We start from the raw sequence: 15,823 nt of genomic DNA, 5'->3' as shown, positions 1-15,823 counted from the left end.
TAATGGGACTTAGAACATGAGCGCATTACTTTCTTTTATTCTTCATGATATGCTTCACCATCTTCCCGAATTCCTTATCCCTTTTCCGTTTTTCGGCCACAGTGGCCTCGAAATGCTGTTTTTCCCGTTGCATCTTCAAAAAATTATCGTAGGAAGCTGCGCTCAGGTCGCCATTATCAACGGCCGCCAGCACTGCACACCCTTGCTCGCTGGTATGCGTACAATCCCTGAACCTGCAGTTTGCCGCAAGCTCCTGAATACCATCAAAAGTTACCTCGAGTGCACCGGACGCATCGGTAATACCAATTTCCCGCATTCCGGGGTTATCGATCAGGATCCCTCCTCCTGCCAGCACCCGTAATTCCCGGTGGGTAGTTACATGCCGGCCCCGGTTGGAATGTTCACTAATATCATCGGACTTCATAAGTTCCTCACCCATAAGCGTGTTCAAAAGACTGGATTTCCCTACCCCGGAAGATCCCAGGAGACAATAGGTCTTACCCCTTTCAAAAATCTGCTTCAAGGCTTCCATTCCCGATCCGGTTTTATTACTTACGGCATATACATCCACTCCGCTGATCCTTTTCCTTATCTCCTCCAGCAGGGTTAGAACCCCTGCTTCAGGTATCAGGTCTGTTTTATTCAGAACAATTACAGGAGTGATCTGCGAAGCATTACAAATGGTCAGATATCGTTCCAAACGATTGATACTGAAATCGCGGTCGGCTGCCTGAACAATAAGGGCCCGGTCTATATTGGTGGCTATGATCTGTTTTTCTCCCTTGCGGGATACCGATTGCCTTTCCAAAATGCTGGTTCTGGGCAACACTGCATGGATCAAGCCCCTGGTACGGTCATAGGCCTGAAACATCACCCAATCGCCCACGGCGGGGAAGTCGGCTCTGCTTTGTGCAGTAAAACGCAGGTTTCCCAGTATCTCAGCCTCGTATTCCGCCTCAGGGGTTTTAACCACATATCGCTCCTTATGCTCTGTAACAACCCTGCCCACCAAAAGGTCACCTAAACCATTGGCTGCTATGTATGGATCTAATTGGTCGTGATAGCCGAGGTCCTGTAATGTCATGGTATAGATTGTCAATGAAATGCAAATGATCCCTAAGTTAGGGATTTCCATTATAGATTAAGGGTTAAGGGTTACAGGTTACAGGTTACGGGTTACGGGTTACAGGTTACAGATTATGGGTTACGGGTTACGGGTTACAAAGTAACAGGGGAGAAAAGGGTGACACAGCGCCAAATGCATCCAAAACGATCAAAATATAGTGGGCGTCCCCATATAATTTGCCCTGAACTCTGTTGGTGTACACCCTTGTTTGTCTTTAAATCTTCGATTAAAATTGGAGATATTGTTAAATCCACTATCGAAACAAATTTCAGAGATACTTTCATTGGTTTCAATAAGTTTTCTGGTAGCATACCTTAACCTGAACTCATTCACCAGTTCTGTAAAGGTTTTTCCTGTACTCTTTTTAATGAGCCTGCTAAACGAGATTTCAGTCATATTTATGTGATCCGCAGCATCCTCTACTTTAATTCTTTGCTGGTAATTTTCTTTTATAAAGGAATACATCTTTTCAATACGCTCACTATTGTGAAAATCATTCGGGTCACCTATCGAAAAATTTGTCAAGGTCTTTTTATCTCTCGATACCGCCAGATCATATAATAGGGACTGAAAGGCTAAAAAATTATCAAAACCACTTTTTTTACTAAGGGAATGTAATTTGGACTCCACAGCCAGCACAGTTTCTTTTGAGAATAAGACACCATGTCGGGAAGACTTAAAAAGCTCTTTGATTGGCTTCAGGATATTTTTATTTAACAAAAGACTATCAAATAAATCCTTTGGAAATTGAATAGTTATCTCATGTAAGGTTCGGGAGGTATCATTATTATAATTCTCCCACCCGTGATAAACATTCGGCCCTATCATCACCAATTCGTAATCATCAATTTCTCCGATATGGTCTCCAACAATTCTTTTTGCTCCCTTCGCATTTTGGATGAAGTTGATCTCGTATTCCGGGTGAAAATGAATTGGAAAGGTAAAATCATTCCGACTTCGATCAAAAACCAAAAAACAATCATCCTCTTTCAGGGGTGTTATTTCTCTATGTATAACCATAATTACTGTAGGATTAAATTGACAATTAACGTATTAACAGGAAACCCATCGTTTCAAAAGTATCACTCCTAATTGATTGAATAGTACATATTATTTAATGATATAGCACATGTGCTATATTAATCATAATCGCTTCTATTTTAACAAAAGTAAATTCAAATTTTAGAAATCCTCAAATATTAACAAGCTAATTTAATGATTTACAATATATCTAATTTATAATTATTAGAAATGAAATGATCTGTTTAACAGTGGAAATATTGATATTGATAGAATAGTATCATTAATCGATGTAATAATATTTAATTGAAGTAGGGAGAGTATATAATTTAGAAGCATGAAAATTAAGCACATATTTGCCATTAAAAATTGATAAATATTTTGAGTTTTTCTGGCTATATGGAGTATATCAACTAAACTAATAATTATGACAAACCACCTTCGCACTGTTCTATCTATCCTGCTGCTTGCGCCACTATGGACAGTGTATGCCCAAGACAAAACGGTAAGTGGTACTGTTACTGATGAAGGTAACATGCCTATACCCGGTGTTTCAATCATAGTACAGGGAAGCAATAATGGAACTTCCACCGACTTTGATGGTAATTATTCTCTCACGCTATCGGAGGGAGAAGATGTTTTACTTTTCTCCTATGTAGGTTTTAAAACTAAAGAGGTTGTGGTAGAAGATCAGACCATCATAAACGTTGTCCTCCAGACCGATATGGTGGGACTCGACGAAGTTGTTGTCATTGGTTATGGCGCTGTTAAAAAAAGTGATCTGACGGGGGCGGTCTCCTCCGTAAGCGGAGATGACCTTTTGAAGGTTGCCTCCAACCGCCCGGTAGAAGCCATCCAGGGAAGGGTGGCCGGTGTTGTTATCAATAAGACTTCCGGACAACCAGGAGCCGGGATGAAGGTGAGAATCCGGGGTGTGGGGAGTACCAATAATTCAGATCCGCTATACGTGGTTGACGGAGTACCCATGGGGAATGATATAGAATTTCTTGCTCCGGAAGATATTGAAAGTATTGAAATATTAAAAGATGCCTCCTCCACCGCGATCTATGGAAATAAAGGGGCTAATGGTGTAATCATCGTAACCACAAAAAGTGGAAGTGCCACCACAAAGCCCGAATTTTCGTTTAATACGTATTACGGGATTGCAGAAACACCCAATAGAGTAGATCTTTTAAACGCATCACAACATGGACAACTGATCCTCGAGGCAGCTGCTAATGACGGACAAACCCTTCCAACCAACCTGGAAAGCCGCATAAACTTCGCTATCGCCAATAACGCTGAAGGAACAAATTGGCAAAACGAAGTGTTTCGCCAGGCACAACAGCAAAACTACAATTTAAGTGTCCGGGGAGGAATCTCAAGCAATGATGATTCCGGAAGAAAACTTATTTACTCCTTAAGTGGAAGTATTTTCGACGAGGATGGTATTGTGAAGAATACCGCCTTTAAAAAGTACATCTTCAACACGAAAACAGAATACTATTTCAATAAAAACGTTAACGCCGGAGTTCAGATCAACCTCTTCAGCAACGAATTCGGCAATTTCCCTGAAGGAATATATAATGGCCCTATTCCGCTGGCCTTAACCTCCAGTCCCCTTGACAGCCCAAGAAACGCAGAAGGGGAATTTATTCCGATGATGACTGCATTTGGCAACAATCCGGCACTTATTGTCGACCAATTGAAGTATGGGGAAAATAGCGTTAATTCCTATATGTTTCGTTCATGGCTCGACATCGATATTATCGAAGGGCTAAATTTCAGAACTACCTATCAGGTCTCTAATGGTGCCATCCACAATAAAAATTTCAGCCCTGCCTATTATTTAAGTGAAAATTTCAACAGGCCGGAGAGTCAGCTGTTTGAACAAAGGGGGGACTTCTACAGTTGGACCTGGATCAACTTACTGAATTACAACAAAACGTTTAATGAGGTACACCGAATCATGGCCACCTTGGGGCATGAATCATCTTACAACAGAAGCGAAGGGTTTAGTGCAACCGGTATAGATGTACCTGAGGAAGAACCTTTGCAATATTTAAACCTTGCCACGTCTTTTAACGAACGTGTCAATGCCTACCAGGGTCAGGGTGGTACGCAATCCTATTTTGTACGTGCCTTCTACTCCTTTGACAATAAATACATGCTTACCGGAACAGTTCGATATGACGGAACCAGTAAATTTTCGGGAGATAACAAATGGGGGGTATTTCCTTCCTTTGGGGCATCCTGGAGAGCAGAGCAAGAACAATTTATCCAGGACCTGAACCTGTTTTCAGCTTTAAAATTCAGGGCAGGATGGGGCCGTGTGGGTAACCAGGCCAGTGCGCAGGCCGGATCCGATGTAGCCAACATAGGCAACTACTCCATGCAATACGTATTTAACGGCATCCAATACCAGGGAGGAACAACAACCAACATTCCTACTCCCAATTTAAAATGGGAAATCGTAGAAACCTTGAATTTAGGTGTCGACATGGGCTTTCTTGAGGGAGATCTTAGCCTTACAGCAGATTATTTTATAAAAGACACCAAAGACATGATCACCCGGGTAGCCCTTCCAGGATACTACCCAAAAGACCTGCCCAACGCAAACATTGGAACCATGAACAACAAAGGTTTCGAATTTGCTGCCAATTATGGCAAAAGTCTTGGAGATTTTAATTTTTCTGTTGGTGCCAATATCACTTTGATAGACAATGAGATCACCAAATTAAACTCTGATGAAGATGCATTTATCGATGGTGGGTTCATTGACAAGCTTGGCTTTACAACCAGGACAGAATCCGGTAGAGAAATCGCATATTTCTACGGCTATCAGACCGATGGTATTTTCCGATCACAGGACGAGGTCGATGCCTATGCCAGCATACAGCCTAATGCCCGGGTGGGTGATGTAAGATTTGTCGACTTGAATGGCAATGGGACCATTGAGGCCGATGACAGGACCTATCTCGGTTCCGGGCAGGCCGATTTCTACTACGGATTTGTTTTCAACGTGGAATGGAAGGGGATCGATCTGTCAGGAAATTTCTTTGGAGTTGAGGGTGCAGAAATCGTTAACGGAATGAGTTTAAGGCTCCTGGATGTAAATGACTATTACAATGCATACCAGGACAGATTAGATCGTTTTCATCCCGATAATAATCCCAATGGTACACAGCCAAGGGTTACTTTATCTGATGCAAATAATAATCTTCGTTTTTCTGACAGGTATGTCGAAGACGGTTCCTTTTTAAGATTGAAAAATCTTCAAATTGGCTATACCATCCCCTCAAAATTGATGGGAGACTCCGGAATTGATCGCTTGCGTTTTTATGTATCAGGCCAGAACCTGTGGACCTTAACCAATTATAAAGGATACGACCCTGAAATCGGTGACCTGACACAGGACGCAGCCACCGATGTAAGAAGTCTGGGGATTGGCGTAGACCTTGGGAACTACCCCCAACCCAGATTATACTATTTCGGATTGAACATAAACTTTTAAAAAAATCAGCAATGAAACTATATAAACTTATTCCATTTTCTTTAGCTGTTATATTTCTTAACTCTTGTGAAGGAGATCTAACAGATCTTGAAAACATTGGTACTCAAACCGCAACGGTTTATTTCAATGATCCGGATAATGCCCTGGCGGGACTTACCTCAGTATATGCTGCAATTCAGGATGATGAATACTTTGTTTATGGCGATATTCTATCTGATGACGCTGTAAAGGGTGGCAGCAGCTTCTTTGACTGGGTAGACCGGGAATACCTGAGACAGTTTACAGCAAACTCCGGGAATGGAGTCTCAGGTGGCACCTGGACCCTGCTCTACACCACTATTGTCAGAGCTAATGAGGTCATAAATTCAGTATCTCAGGCTACTTTTGATGAGGATTTAAAACAACGAATTATTGGGGAAGCCAAGTTTTTACGCGCCTATGCCTATTCAAAACTTGTTCCGCTTTACGGAGGCGTCCCATTGATTGAGGCCGATTTTACGGTCGATAACCTCACAGCACCTCGTAGTTCAGTCTCCGAAGTATATGCCTTCATTAAAAAAGATCTGGACGATGCTATAACTGCCTTGCCCGAAAAAAACGAATACAGGACTGCAGATCTGGGACGTGCCACCAAAGGGGCCGCCCGCATGCTCAAGGTAAGGGTACTTATGCAGGAAACCGGTTATACCTATAATTCAGTTTTAGCATCATCCGCCGGTCATAATGTGGATCCTGCCACCAATTGGGATGAAGTTTACAACCTGACCAATGAAATTATTAATTCAGGCGAATATGCGTTGGCGGGAAACTTTGCGACCATCTGGGAAGAAGAAGGTGAAAACAACATCGAATCCATTTTCGAAATTCAACACAAGCAAACTAACAATGAATGGGGAGAAAGTGTAGGGAATACCACCATAGTACAAATGGGTAACCGGGATGACTGGGGCTGGTGTTTCAATCTGCCTACCGACGATCTGTACAATACATTTTCAGAATCAGATCCACGGTTGTTCTGTACCATTTACGGACAGGAATACGATATCTTATTTGGGGTAAAACAAATCTGGGATAAGCAGCTTTGGACCCTGTCTGATGATAGTACAAAAGACTTTTTAACTGCCTGTCGATTGAACAGGAAATACGCCCTGGCTAAAGAGGCAAGACATGGAAATCACAACAACCAGGACGTGAACAAACGGGTGATGCGATATGCGGAAGTGCTATTAGCACATGCAGAAGCTGCCTATTACAAAGGGTTTGAAGGTGAAGCAAGAAACTACGTCAATATGGTAAGAAGACGTGCTCAAAACTCAACGATGCCATTGGGTTCTGCTGAAGGTCAAACTTCCAACTATACCTATGATGTATTTCCAGGTGCCTCCGTTCCTGATATTCTTTCCACCGGAAATGTCTTATTGCAGGATATCTGGAAAGAGCGCAGATTAGAACTGGCCCTGGAAGGAATACGATATTTTGATATCGTTAGAACCGGGAGAATTGAACTCCTGCCTTTTACAGATAACTATATATCCCATGATGGATTATTACCTATTCCTATTGGGGATGTGAACGCCTTTGGCTTAACTCAAAACAAAGGTTACTAAAAACTAAAAATTACAGAAATGAAAAAGCATATAACATACATCGCGGTTATCATTCTTGCTTTGACAACAGTTATTAGTTGCCAAAAGGATGATTCCTTTTACGACATCAATTGGCCAGTTCCTACGATAACAGGTGTTAGTACCTTTAGTGATTATCTGTCCAGTACAATAACCCTTACGGGAAATTTCACCAAAGTAACCAACGTATACTTTGGGGAAGTGGCAGGAGAAGACATGGAAGTTGCTGCAGATGAAAATTCGCTGACGGTTGTTGTTCCCAGGAATATGTCAGTAAGTGGTGCACCTATACGCGTTACAAATGAATACGAACAGAGTTATCAGACCAGTGAAAATTTTGTTCCGCTGATTCAGGAAACTACCGTTATGGAAGTGAGCGAAATTCAGGTTGGCCTGACCTTTAAAGTAACCGGAGAAAACGTAGATCTTTTGACTGAAGTTACCGTTGACGGAGAGACGGTCCCTATTATCTCAAAATCAGAATCAGAGATAATTTTATCAGTTTCTAATCTGGATCTGAGAGCTGGAATGCTGGTGGATATCTCTTTTAAAAGTCTGGCCCGAAATGAAATTCCAACTGCAGAAAAAATCAATGTTATCTATCCGTTTATCGCATATGACGAAGTGATCCTGTGGGATTTTGAAGATGGCGTTATTCCGTACCAGGGAGAGGGAACGGCTACCATTGAAACCGGAGAGGTATTGGGGAATCAGGAGAGTTACTTCTCTCTAAGAGCGCCTGGATACGGATGGGATAAGGCAACCGGAAGTATTTCTATTGCCGAAACACCTAATTTCAGCACATTGGTCAATCCACATTTAACCTTTGCCGTTAGAACCCCTGCAGGAAGCGCCGGATATTTCCAAATGGAATCCCCAGGCTCGTGGAGACATTTCGGTTACGGTTTTGACACCGGAGGTGAATGGATTATAATTTCACAACCGCTGGAAGACAATTGGGAAGGTGATGGCTGGAATCCGGCAACCTTTTTACCTACCCTCGGACTTAAGGCCGGAAATGCCGGCTCTAATCAGGATATCGATATAGCCTACGTAAAAATTACGGAAGGGAAGTACGATGGAAGCCAGGAAATAGGCGACGCCCTGGTGGGTTCAACCAAGCCCGCGAAAATTGCTGTGATGGATTTTGAAGATACATCCCTTTGGCCAGACCTGATGAACGGGACTGAAACGGTTGCATCGCTGAACTATAGAAAAGACGAGATAAATCCATTTTACGGGCAAGAATTCTACACCTATACCGATGACGGATCCTTGGGAAATTGGAGTGGCTACTGGGGTCAATCCATTTCCAAAGACATGAAAGATTCCCAGCTTTCTGTATTTAATGATCCTTATTTGTCGCTGGCCTTAAATTCAATCCAGGGCTCTGCTCAATATATTATTGTACGCATGTATCAATATGACGAACAGCTCGTTCTGGTTCAAAAATTCTTCCCGGATACCAATGGCAATTGGGAAACCTTCCAGTTCAGTCTTTTCAATACCGATATGGAGAACTGGAGTGATAGCAGTACCGAATTAGGCGCGCACTATTCGACTTTAAGGCGTTTTAACAAAGATGAGCCTATAGACCGGATAGAAATCATTGTAAATCGCAACGATGCCAATACCATTGGGATTAGTATCGATGAAGTTGTAATTACAGAGGGCCCCAGATATTAAAATTAGCGATTTCAACACCGGTTGATTTATTGTTCTGTGTTGAATGGGGTATTGTTTTAATACCCCATTTCAACATGCTTACGATCAATATATAAGCATTTCACCGAAAAGCAGCATCGCTTAAATCACATTTGACGAATTACTAAAGAGATATGAATTTTTCAGATCGAATGCAAAAGATCACAGACCAGCACAGCAATTTGGTCAACAGATCCAATATTAAATTGTTTAGTACTAATGGAATTTACAACCGTTATAAATACCCCATATTAACAAGGGAGCATATACCCCTGAACTGGCGTTTTGATTTTAATGAAACAACCAATCCATTTTTTATGGAGCGTATTGGTTTTAACGCTGTTTTCAATGCGGGAGCTATCAAACTGAATGGGAAATATTTATTGGTAGCCCGGGTCGAAGGCAATGACCGAAAATCCCTTTTCGCCATTGCAGAAAGCCCAAATGGAATCGACCAGTTTAAATTTTGGGATCGTCCCATCAGCATTCCGCAAACCAGTAACCCGGATACCAACGTTTACGATATGCGATTAACCCAGCATGATGATGGCTGGATTTATGGCGTGTTTTGTACTGAACGTAAAGACCCTCATGCACCTGAGGGAGATACCTCATCGGCAATTGCTGCGGCAGGGATTGTAAGAACTAAAGACTTGATAACCTGGGAACGCTTGCCGGATCTCATAACCCATTCCGGTCAACAGCGAAATGTAGTTTTATTCCCTCATTTTATTAACGGGAAATATGCTTTTTTCACCAGACCCCAAGACGGATTTATTGATACCGGTAAAGGTGGAGGTATAGGTTTTGGATTATCCGAAACCATTGAGAATCCAACAATAGAAAGTGAAACGATTGTAGATTCTAAAAGATATCACACGGTTTATGAAGTAAAGAATGGCCTGGGCCCTGCCCCTATCCGAACCGATGAAGGATGGTTGAACCTGGCCCATGGCGTTAGAAATACCGCCGCTGGCTTACGCTATACTTTATATCTGTTCATGACGCATTTGGAAAAACCATGGGAAATCATCCATAAACCCCACGGTTATTTAATTGCTCCACTTAAAAAGGAGCGTGTGGGAGATGTTTCCAACGTTGCATTTTCTAATGGATGGATTAAAGATGAAGACGGAAAGGTATTTATCTATTACGCATCTTCAGATACCAGAATGCACGTTGCTACTACAAGTGTTGAAAAGCTGACAGACTATTGCATCAACTCACCTGAAGATAAATTATACTCGCATTGTTCTGTGGAGACCATTAATGAATTAATTAAATCCAACACCAGTATTCTTAACCCAACATCCCTTCAACCGTAAATTGATGAAACTTAACACTCCTTCTACAAAATACAACCTCGAGGGATATCCCCGGAAACTAGTTTCGCTTAAGGGAGAATTGCAATGCGAATTAGAAACTTTACTCAAATTCTGGAGTAATCAAGCCCTGGATCTGGAAAACGGCGGTGTCATAGGAAGAATTGATCATTATGGCAATCGCTATGATACAGCACCAAAAGGCTGCGTGCTAACCACCCGGTTGTTATGGACTTTTTCGGCAGCTTACAAAACAACACTGAACCCGGCATTTAAAGTGAAAGCGGATGCGATATTCGCCTATCTTCTCGAACATTTCTGGGATTATCAATACGGCGGATTGTTTTGGGAGGTTGACTTTAAAGGCATTCCCACAAATAAAAGGAAACAGGCCTATGCTCAGGGTTTCGGAATTTATGCATTTTCAGAATACTACAGCGCAACCAACAATTCCCTGAGTCTAAAATATGCTGTAACACTATTCAACCTGCTCGAGGAAAAATTTAAAGATCAAAAGCATTCGGGATATATAGAAGCCTTACAAAATGATTGGAGTCATATTGAAGATATGCGCTTAAGCGAGAAAGAACTCAATGTCCCGAAAACAATGAATACGCATCTGCATATTATTGAACCCTACACGAACCTCTATCGGGTTTGGAAGGATGAAACCCTTAAAAAAAGTATTGCTAATTTGCTCTTTATATTTCAAGATAAAATCATCGATAAAGCTACTGGGCATTTCAATTTATTTTTTGATATCGATTGGCAGGTGAGATCTCAATCTGTTTCCTTCGGACATGATATTGAAGGTGCCTGGTTGTTAAACGAGGCAGCCGAAGTTCTGGAAGATCAAAGCCTCATTGACTCGATAAGGCAGTCTGCCTTAAAATTAGCTAATAATACCATGGTGCATGGAAGGGACAAGGATGGTGCTGTATTTAACGGCATTGAAAATGATATTCTGGATAAAGACAAGCACTGGTGGCCACAAGCCGAAGCTATGGTTGGTTTTATGGATGCATTTGCAATCGACCCCAGGCTTGAATATCTTGATGCCGTAATTAACCTTTGGATATTTATAAAGGGAAAGCTTATTGATCGGGAAAATGGCGAATGGTTCTGGCGTGTTGATGAACATGGACACCCCAACCCGAACGATGATAAACTGGGCCTTTGGAAATGCCCTTATCACAACTCCAGAGCCCTGATTGAACTCATTAAGCGAATTGACCAAACTAACCAACTTACATTATGCAAGACACCTTAAGACTTAAAGGTAAAGTAGGCTATGGATTTGGAGACTTTGCCTCCTCCATGTTTTGGAAACTCTTCTCCATGTTTCTTATGATTTACTACACCGATGTGGTGGAGCTTTCTCCTGCCTCTGTGGGTACCATGTTTTTACTTACCCGATTATGGGACGGTCTGAATGATCCTATCATGGGTATCATTGCAGACAGGACTAATACTAAAAAGGGGAAATTCAGACCTTATCTGTTATGGATAGCCATTCCGTTCGGGATAATAGGGGTGCTGACCTTTTCAACTTTCGATTTCAGCCCGTCTGGTAAGCTCATTTATGCTTACGTTACTTATACCCTGATGATGATGATATATACCGCCATTAATGTTCCTTATTCATCCTTAATGGGAGTTATGACTTCCGATACGAAAGAACGTACATCCTTAGCTTCTTTCAGGTTTATCGGAGCTTACTCCGGAGGAATCTTTATGACTGCCACCGTACCCTATTTGTTGGATTTTTTCGAAAGCTTTAGCTCAAACGAAGCTCAAAGCTATCAACTTACCGTAGCGGTTTATGCCGTTATAGCCGCCATCTTTTTTATCATGACCTATAAATGGACCCGGGAGCGTGTTGCACCATTAACTCAAAAATCTTCCATCGCAAATGATTTAAAGGACCTGGCAAAAAACGGTCAATGGTTTATCATGCTGGGAGCCGGGGTCGCCGTTTTAATATTTAACTCTCTTCGTGATGGTAGTATCATGTTTTATTTTAAATACCTCACCGAAGATCAAAATTTACCCATTGTAGGATTAGTGGAATGGGATAAACTGGCAGGAGCCTATATGACCCTATGGCTGGTAGCTAACCTGTTAGGAGTTCTTTTGGCAAAACCTGTTTCAGCAAAATTTGGAAAGAAGAGCACATTCATTGCCTCCATGCTCATCTCATCTATATTTAGCTTTCTCTTTTATTGGGTCGACCCAGAGGCCGTAGGGGTCATCTTTGCCTTCAATCTGATCATTGGCCTCTCTGCCGGAGTAGTTTTACCCTTAATATGGTCCATGTACGCCGACATCGCTGATTATTCTGAATGGAAAACCGGTAGAAGAGCCACAGGCCTGGTGTTTTCCTCTTCTTCGATGTCACAAAAACTGGGCTGGACCCTTGGGGGTGCTGTTACAGGGTGGTTATTGGCTATTTACGGCTTTGAAGCCAATACACAACAATCGGCAGAATCCTTAGAAGGTATTAAAATGATGATGAGCATTTACCCTGCCTTAGGGGCACTACTGGCTTCGCTTGTATTATCAACTTATAAACTGAATGACACGGTAATGGATGGTATCACCAGCACCCTGGCAGCAAGACGATTTTAAGATCATGAAACAAATACTATTCTTATTAGTAATTACCTCCTTTATTTTTAGCTGTTCCAGGCCTGAAGAATCGGGTTTTGAAAATTTTATAACTAAAAACGGACATATGCTCATGGATGGGGATCAGGAGTTTCGCTTTATCTCCATGAATGTTCCAAACCTGAACTATGTTGAAGACGAATTAAGTTTTTCTGCTGAAGGGCCCTACAGGTATCCTGATGAATATGAAATCAGGGATGCTTTCAAAACTGTGAAACAAATGGGTGGGAAGGTCATTCGAATTTATACCCTTCCTGTTAAAAGAGAAGACGAGCCCAATAATCCAACCTTCATTACTGGTCCGGGAGAGTTTGTAGAGGAAGCTTTTGAAGTGAATGACCTGATGCTGAAGATCGCCAATGAAATGGAAATACGCATCATTTTTTCGCTCTCCAATAACTGGAAATGGATGGGAGGAGTCCCACAGTATGCTGCTTTCAGAGGTAAAAATCCCGAGGACTTCTGGACCGATAAACAACTAATTAATGATTTCAAAAAAACCATTGAATTCACCCTTAACCGGATCAATACTTTAACGGGGATTAAATACAAAGATGACAAAGCAATTCTTTGCTGGGAAACAGGAAATGAATTGATGTCTCCTTATCCCTGGGTAAAGGAAATCGCCGCATACATCAAAGAGATCGATTCGAATCACCTGTTAATGGACGGATTTCATGCCGTAGATGATTACAGGTATGTACATGAAGAATCTGTTGAGGACCCTAATATTGACATTCTATCTTCACATCATTACGAAAGAGACCCCCTCCGTCAATTAGAAAACATTAAAGTTAACCTCGATATCATCCAAGGTAGAAAACCCTATATCCTTGGTGAATTAGGGTTTGAAAGTACCTCTGCCCATGAACGGATATACGATTATATCATTGCCAACGAGCAAATAGCCGGAACCTTAAATTGGAGCATCAGATCTCACCGGCGCGAAGGAGGGTTTTACTGGCATTCCGAACCTGTGGGACATGGCCTCTATAAATCATATCATTGGCCCGGTTTTAATTCAGGTAATGCCTATGACGAAAAAGGATTACTCGCCCTAATGAGAAGAAAGGCCTATGAAATTAATGGGACAACACCTCCCGATCTTCCTGTTCCGGAGGCTCCTACCCTTTTACCCTCTGAAAATGTATATTCCATCTCCTGGCAAGGATCTGCCGGTGCCACCGGATATAACATCTATCGGTCAGAATCAGAAAAAGGTCCCTGGGAGCAAATTGGTTATAATGTTTGTGATGCTAAAGTTCAATATTCATCACTGTTTAATGATCGCCTTGCAGAATTAGGGAAGACTTATTTCTACAGAGCCGAAGCGCTGAACGCTTCCGGGGTATCGCCCTTATCCAATACCATCGGCCCTATCACAGTTAGAGAAAAAGCTTTGATCGATGAAATGAATAACCTGATGACTCTTTATTCATATAAAGACCTTACCCTTGAGACAGGAGACGACAGGAAGTTTAAAGAAGACACAGACCGTATTCAGGGGAAGGCCAATAGTGAAATAATATACTTTGTTCCCGGAAACATCAAGGAAATTAAAATTTATGCTTTCGAAACCTCTTCAGAAAAAGGATTGAAATTACTGGCCTCCCATGATGGTGCAGATTTTCAGGGTTTACAATCAGATGTATCCGGAAAAAATTCAGGAGAAGGCGATTATGGGTATTGGAATGCCAAACTTTATGAGGTATCCAATGTTCTGAACTCCACACAATTTTTGAAAATAGAATTTAATAACCAGGCTCAACTTGGCAGGGTTTTGATCACCTATAATTAATCCATTTTCATCCAACCTTTGAAATGAAACTGTATCCATTAAAATTTGACCCTGTTTTTTGCTATCGGATTTGGGGAGGTGAAAAACTAAAAACAAAGCTTAATAAAAATTATACAGAAAATAACATCGGAGAGTCCTGGGAGATTTCCGGGATTCAGGGAATGGAAACGCACGTCTCCAATGGCGCACTTAAAGGACGTACTCTCAGCGAACTGATTACAGATTATCAAGCTGATTTTGTAGGCTCCATGGTATATACTGCGTTTGGTGATGAATTCCCCTTACTTATAAAATTCATTGATGCACAGGCTCCGTTATCCGTTCAGGTTCATCCAAATGATATTTTAGCGAAACAACGTCACAATTCCCCTGGAAAAAACGAAATGTGGTATATCATGCAGGCAGACGAGACTGCGGAGCTCATTGTTGGTTTTAATAAACTCATAGAAAAGAACGAATGCTCCCGGCATATTGCCCGTGGAACGGTACTCGAGGTATTAAACACCGAAAGAGTATCCAAAGGTGATACGTACTTCATTCCTTCCGGAAGAATACACGCCATAGGGGCCGGAGTACTATTAGCAGAAATTCAGCAACCTTCCGATATCACTTACCGTATTTACGATTACGACCGTGTTGATCCCGTATCTAAAACAAAAAGAGAATTGCATACCGATCTGGCCCTGGACGCCTTAGATTATCATCTTCCCAAAGCGTATAAGACCACCTATACTACCAATGCAAATACATCGTGCAAATTGGTGCACACAGCTCATTTTAAATCTGATATTGTAGTATTGGAAGGCCTGATAAATAAGGATTTCAGGCACCTGGACTCATTTGTGATCTATATCTGCGTTGAAGGGTCTTTAGAATTATATTGGAATAATGAGACCTTTGCGCTAAATACCGGAGAAATCATTCTTATACCGGCTTGTATCAAGAAAATACGCCTGAAGTCTGAGTCCGCCAGAATTCTGGAAGTCTATATATAGTCATTCCATCATCTGTAATCTTTCAGCCCCGTTAATTGCGGTCAAAATACCC

The 15,823-nt window shown here is 41.7% G+C and carries 10 protein-coding genes; 8 read left to right on the top strand and 2 right to left on the bottom strand.

Features of this window, described 5'->3' with window-relative positions; all coding sequences use genetic code 11:
* Nucleotides 1–25: 25 nt before the first annotated feature.
* Nucleotides 26–1,084: a ribosome small subunit-dependent GTPase A gene (rsgA, locus tag K7R11_RS12810; protein ID WP_224491135.1), complete on the bottom strand. Its 1,059-nt coding sequence runs from the start codon at nt 1,082–1,084 to the stop codon at nt 26–28.
* Nucleotides 1,085–1,273: 189 nt separating this feature from the next.
* On the bottom strand, nt 1,274–2,146 hold the full coding sequence (locus tag K7R11_RS12805) for an AraC family transcriptional regulator (RefSeq protein ID WP_224491134.1): 873 nt from the start codon (nt 2,144–2,146) through the stop codon (nt 1,274–1,276).
* Between the two features lie 427 nt (nt 2,147–2,573).
* Here K7R11_RS12805 and K7R11_RS12800 point away from each other — a divergent pair, with 427 nt between their 5' ends.
* The 8 genes from K7R11_RS12800 (at nt 2,574) to K7R11_RS12765 (ending at nt 15,771) form a co-directional block, all read left to right on the top strand.
* Nucleotides 2,574–5,660, top strand: a complete 3,087-nt coding sequence (locus tag K7R11_RS12800) for a SusC/RagA family TonB-linked outer membrane protein (RefSeq protein ID WP_224491133.1) — start codon at nt 2,574–2,576, stop codon at nt 5,658–5,660.
* An 11-nt stretch (nt 5,661–5,671) separates the two neighbouring features.
* Nucleotides 5,672–7,267, top strand: coding sequence for a RagB/SusD family nutrient uptake outer membrane protein (locus K7R11_RS12795; protein ID WP_224491132.1), 1,596 nt, complete (start codon nt 5,672–5,674; stop codon nt 7,265–7,267).
* 18 nt (nt 7,268–7,285) lie between these two features.
* Entirely contained in the window at nt 7,286–8,971 is a 1,686-nt protein-coding gene (locus K7R11_RS12790) for a hypothetical protein (RefSeq protein WP_224491131.1), read from the top strand.
* Between the two features lie 152 nt (nt 8,972–9,123).
* Entirely contained in the window at nt 9,124–10,314 is a 1,191-nt protein-coding gene (locus K7R11_RS12785; RefSeq protein WP_224491130.1) for a glycoside hydrolase family 130 protein, read from the top strand.
* Between the two features lie 4 nt (nt 10,315–10,318).
* A complete protein-coding gene (locus K7R11_RS12780) occupies nt 10,319–11,581 on the top strand; it encodes an AGE family epimerase/isomerase (RefSeq protein WP_224491129.1) in 1,263 nt (420 codons plus the stop codon).
* On the top strand, nt 11,566–12,939 hold the full coding sequence (locus K7R11_RS12775) for an MFS transporter (protein ID WP_224491128.1): 1,374 nt from the start codon (nt 11,566–11,568) through the stop codon (nt 12,937–12,939). The genes K7R11_RS12780 and K7R11_RS12775 overlap by 16 nt, the downstream gene beginning before the upstream one ends.
* 4 nt (nt 12,940–12,943) lie before the next feature.
* Entirely contained in the window at nt 12,944–14,776 is a 1,833-nt protein-coding gene (locus K7R11_RS12770) for a glycoside hydrolase 5 family protein (RefSeq protein WP_224491127.1), read from the top strand.
* A 23-nt stretch (nt 14,777–14,799) separates the two neighbouring features.
* Entirely contained in the window at nt 14,800–15,771 is a 972-nt protein-coding gene (locus K7R11_RS12765; protein WP_224491126.1) for a type I phosphomannose isomerase catalytic subunit, read from the top strand.
* Nucleotides 15,772–15,823 lie beyond the last annotated feature (52 nt).

Source organism: Robertkochia flava (assembly GCF_020166515.1).
In the GTDB taxonomy this organism is placed as follows: Bacteria; Bacteroidota; Bacteroidia; order Flavobacteriales; family Flavobacteriaceae; genus Robertkochia; species Robertkochia flava.
The sequence above is the reverse complement of the archived record's forward strand: the minus strand, read 5'-3'. Positions and strand labels throughout refer to the sequence as shown.

Bases quoted from the DNA above. Each gene is read 5' to 3' on its own strand.
- rsgA (WP_224491135.1), bottom strand. From the start codon at position 1,084: ATGACATTACAGGACCTCGGCTATCACGACCAATTAGATCCATACATA.
- K7R11_RS12805 (WP_224491134.1), bottom strand. From the start codon at position 2,146: ATGGTTATACATAGAGAAATAACACCCCTGAAAGAGGATGATTGTTTT.
- K7R11_RS12800 (WP_224491133.1), top strand. From the start codon at position 2,574: ATGACAAACCACCTTCGCACTGTTCTATCTATCCTGCTGCTTGCGCCA.
- K7R11_RS12795 (WP_224491132.1), top strand. From the start codon at position 5,672: ATGAAACTATATAAACTTATTCCATTTTCTTTAGCTGTTATATTTCTT.
- K7R11_RS12790 (WP_224491131.1), top strand. From the start codon at position 7,286: ATGAAAAAGCATATAACATACATCGCGGTTATCATTCTTGCTTTGACA.
- K7R11_RS12785 (WP_224491130.1), top strand. From the start codon at position 9,124: ATGAATTTTTCAGATCGAATGCAAAAGATCACAGACCAGCACAGCAAT.
- K7R11_RS12780 (WP_224491129.1), top strand. From the start codon at position 10,319: ATGAAACTTAACACTCCTTCTACAAAATACAACCTCGAGGGATATCCC.
- K7R11_RS12775 (WP_224491128.1), top strand. From the start codon at position 11,566: ATGCAAGACACCTTAAGACTTAAAGGTAAAGTAGGCTATGGATTTGGA.
- K7R11_RS12770 (WP_224491127.1), top strand. From the start codon at position 12,944: ATGAAACAAATACTATTCTTATTAGTAATTACCTCCTTTATTTTTAGC.
- K7R11_RS12765 (WP_224491126.1), top strand. From the start codon at position 14,800: ATGAAACTGTATCCATTAAAATTTGACCCTGTTTTTTGCTATCGGATT.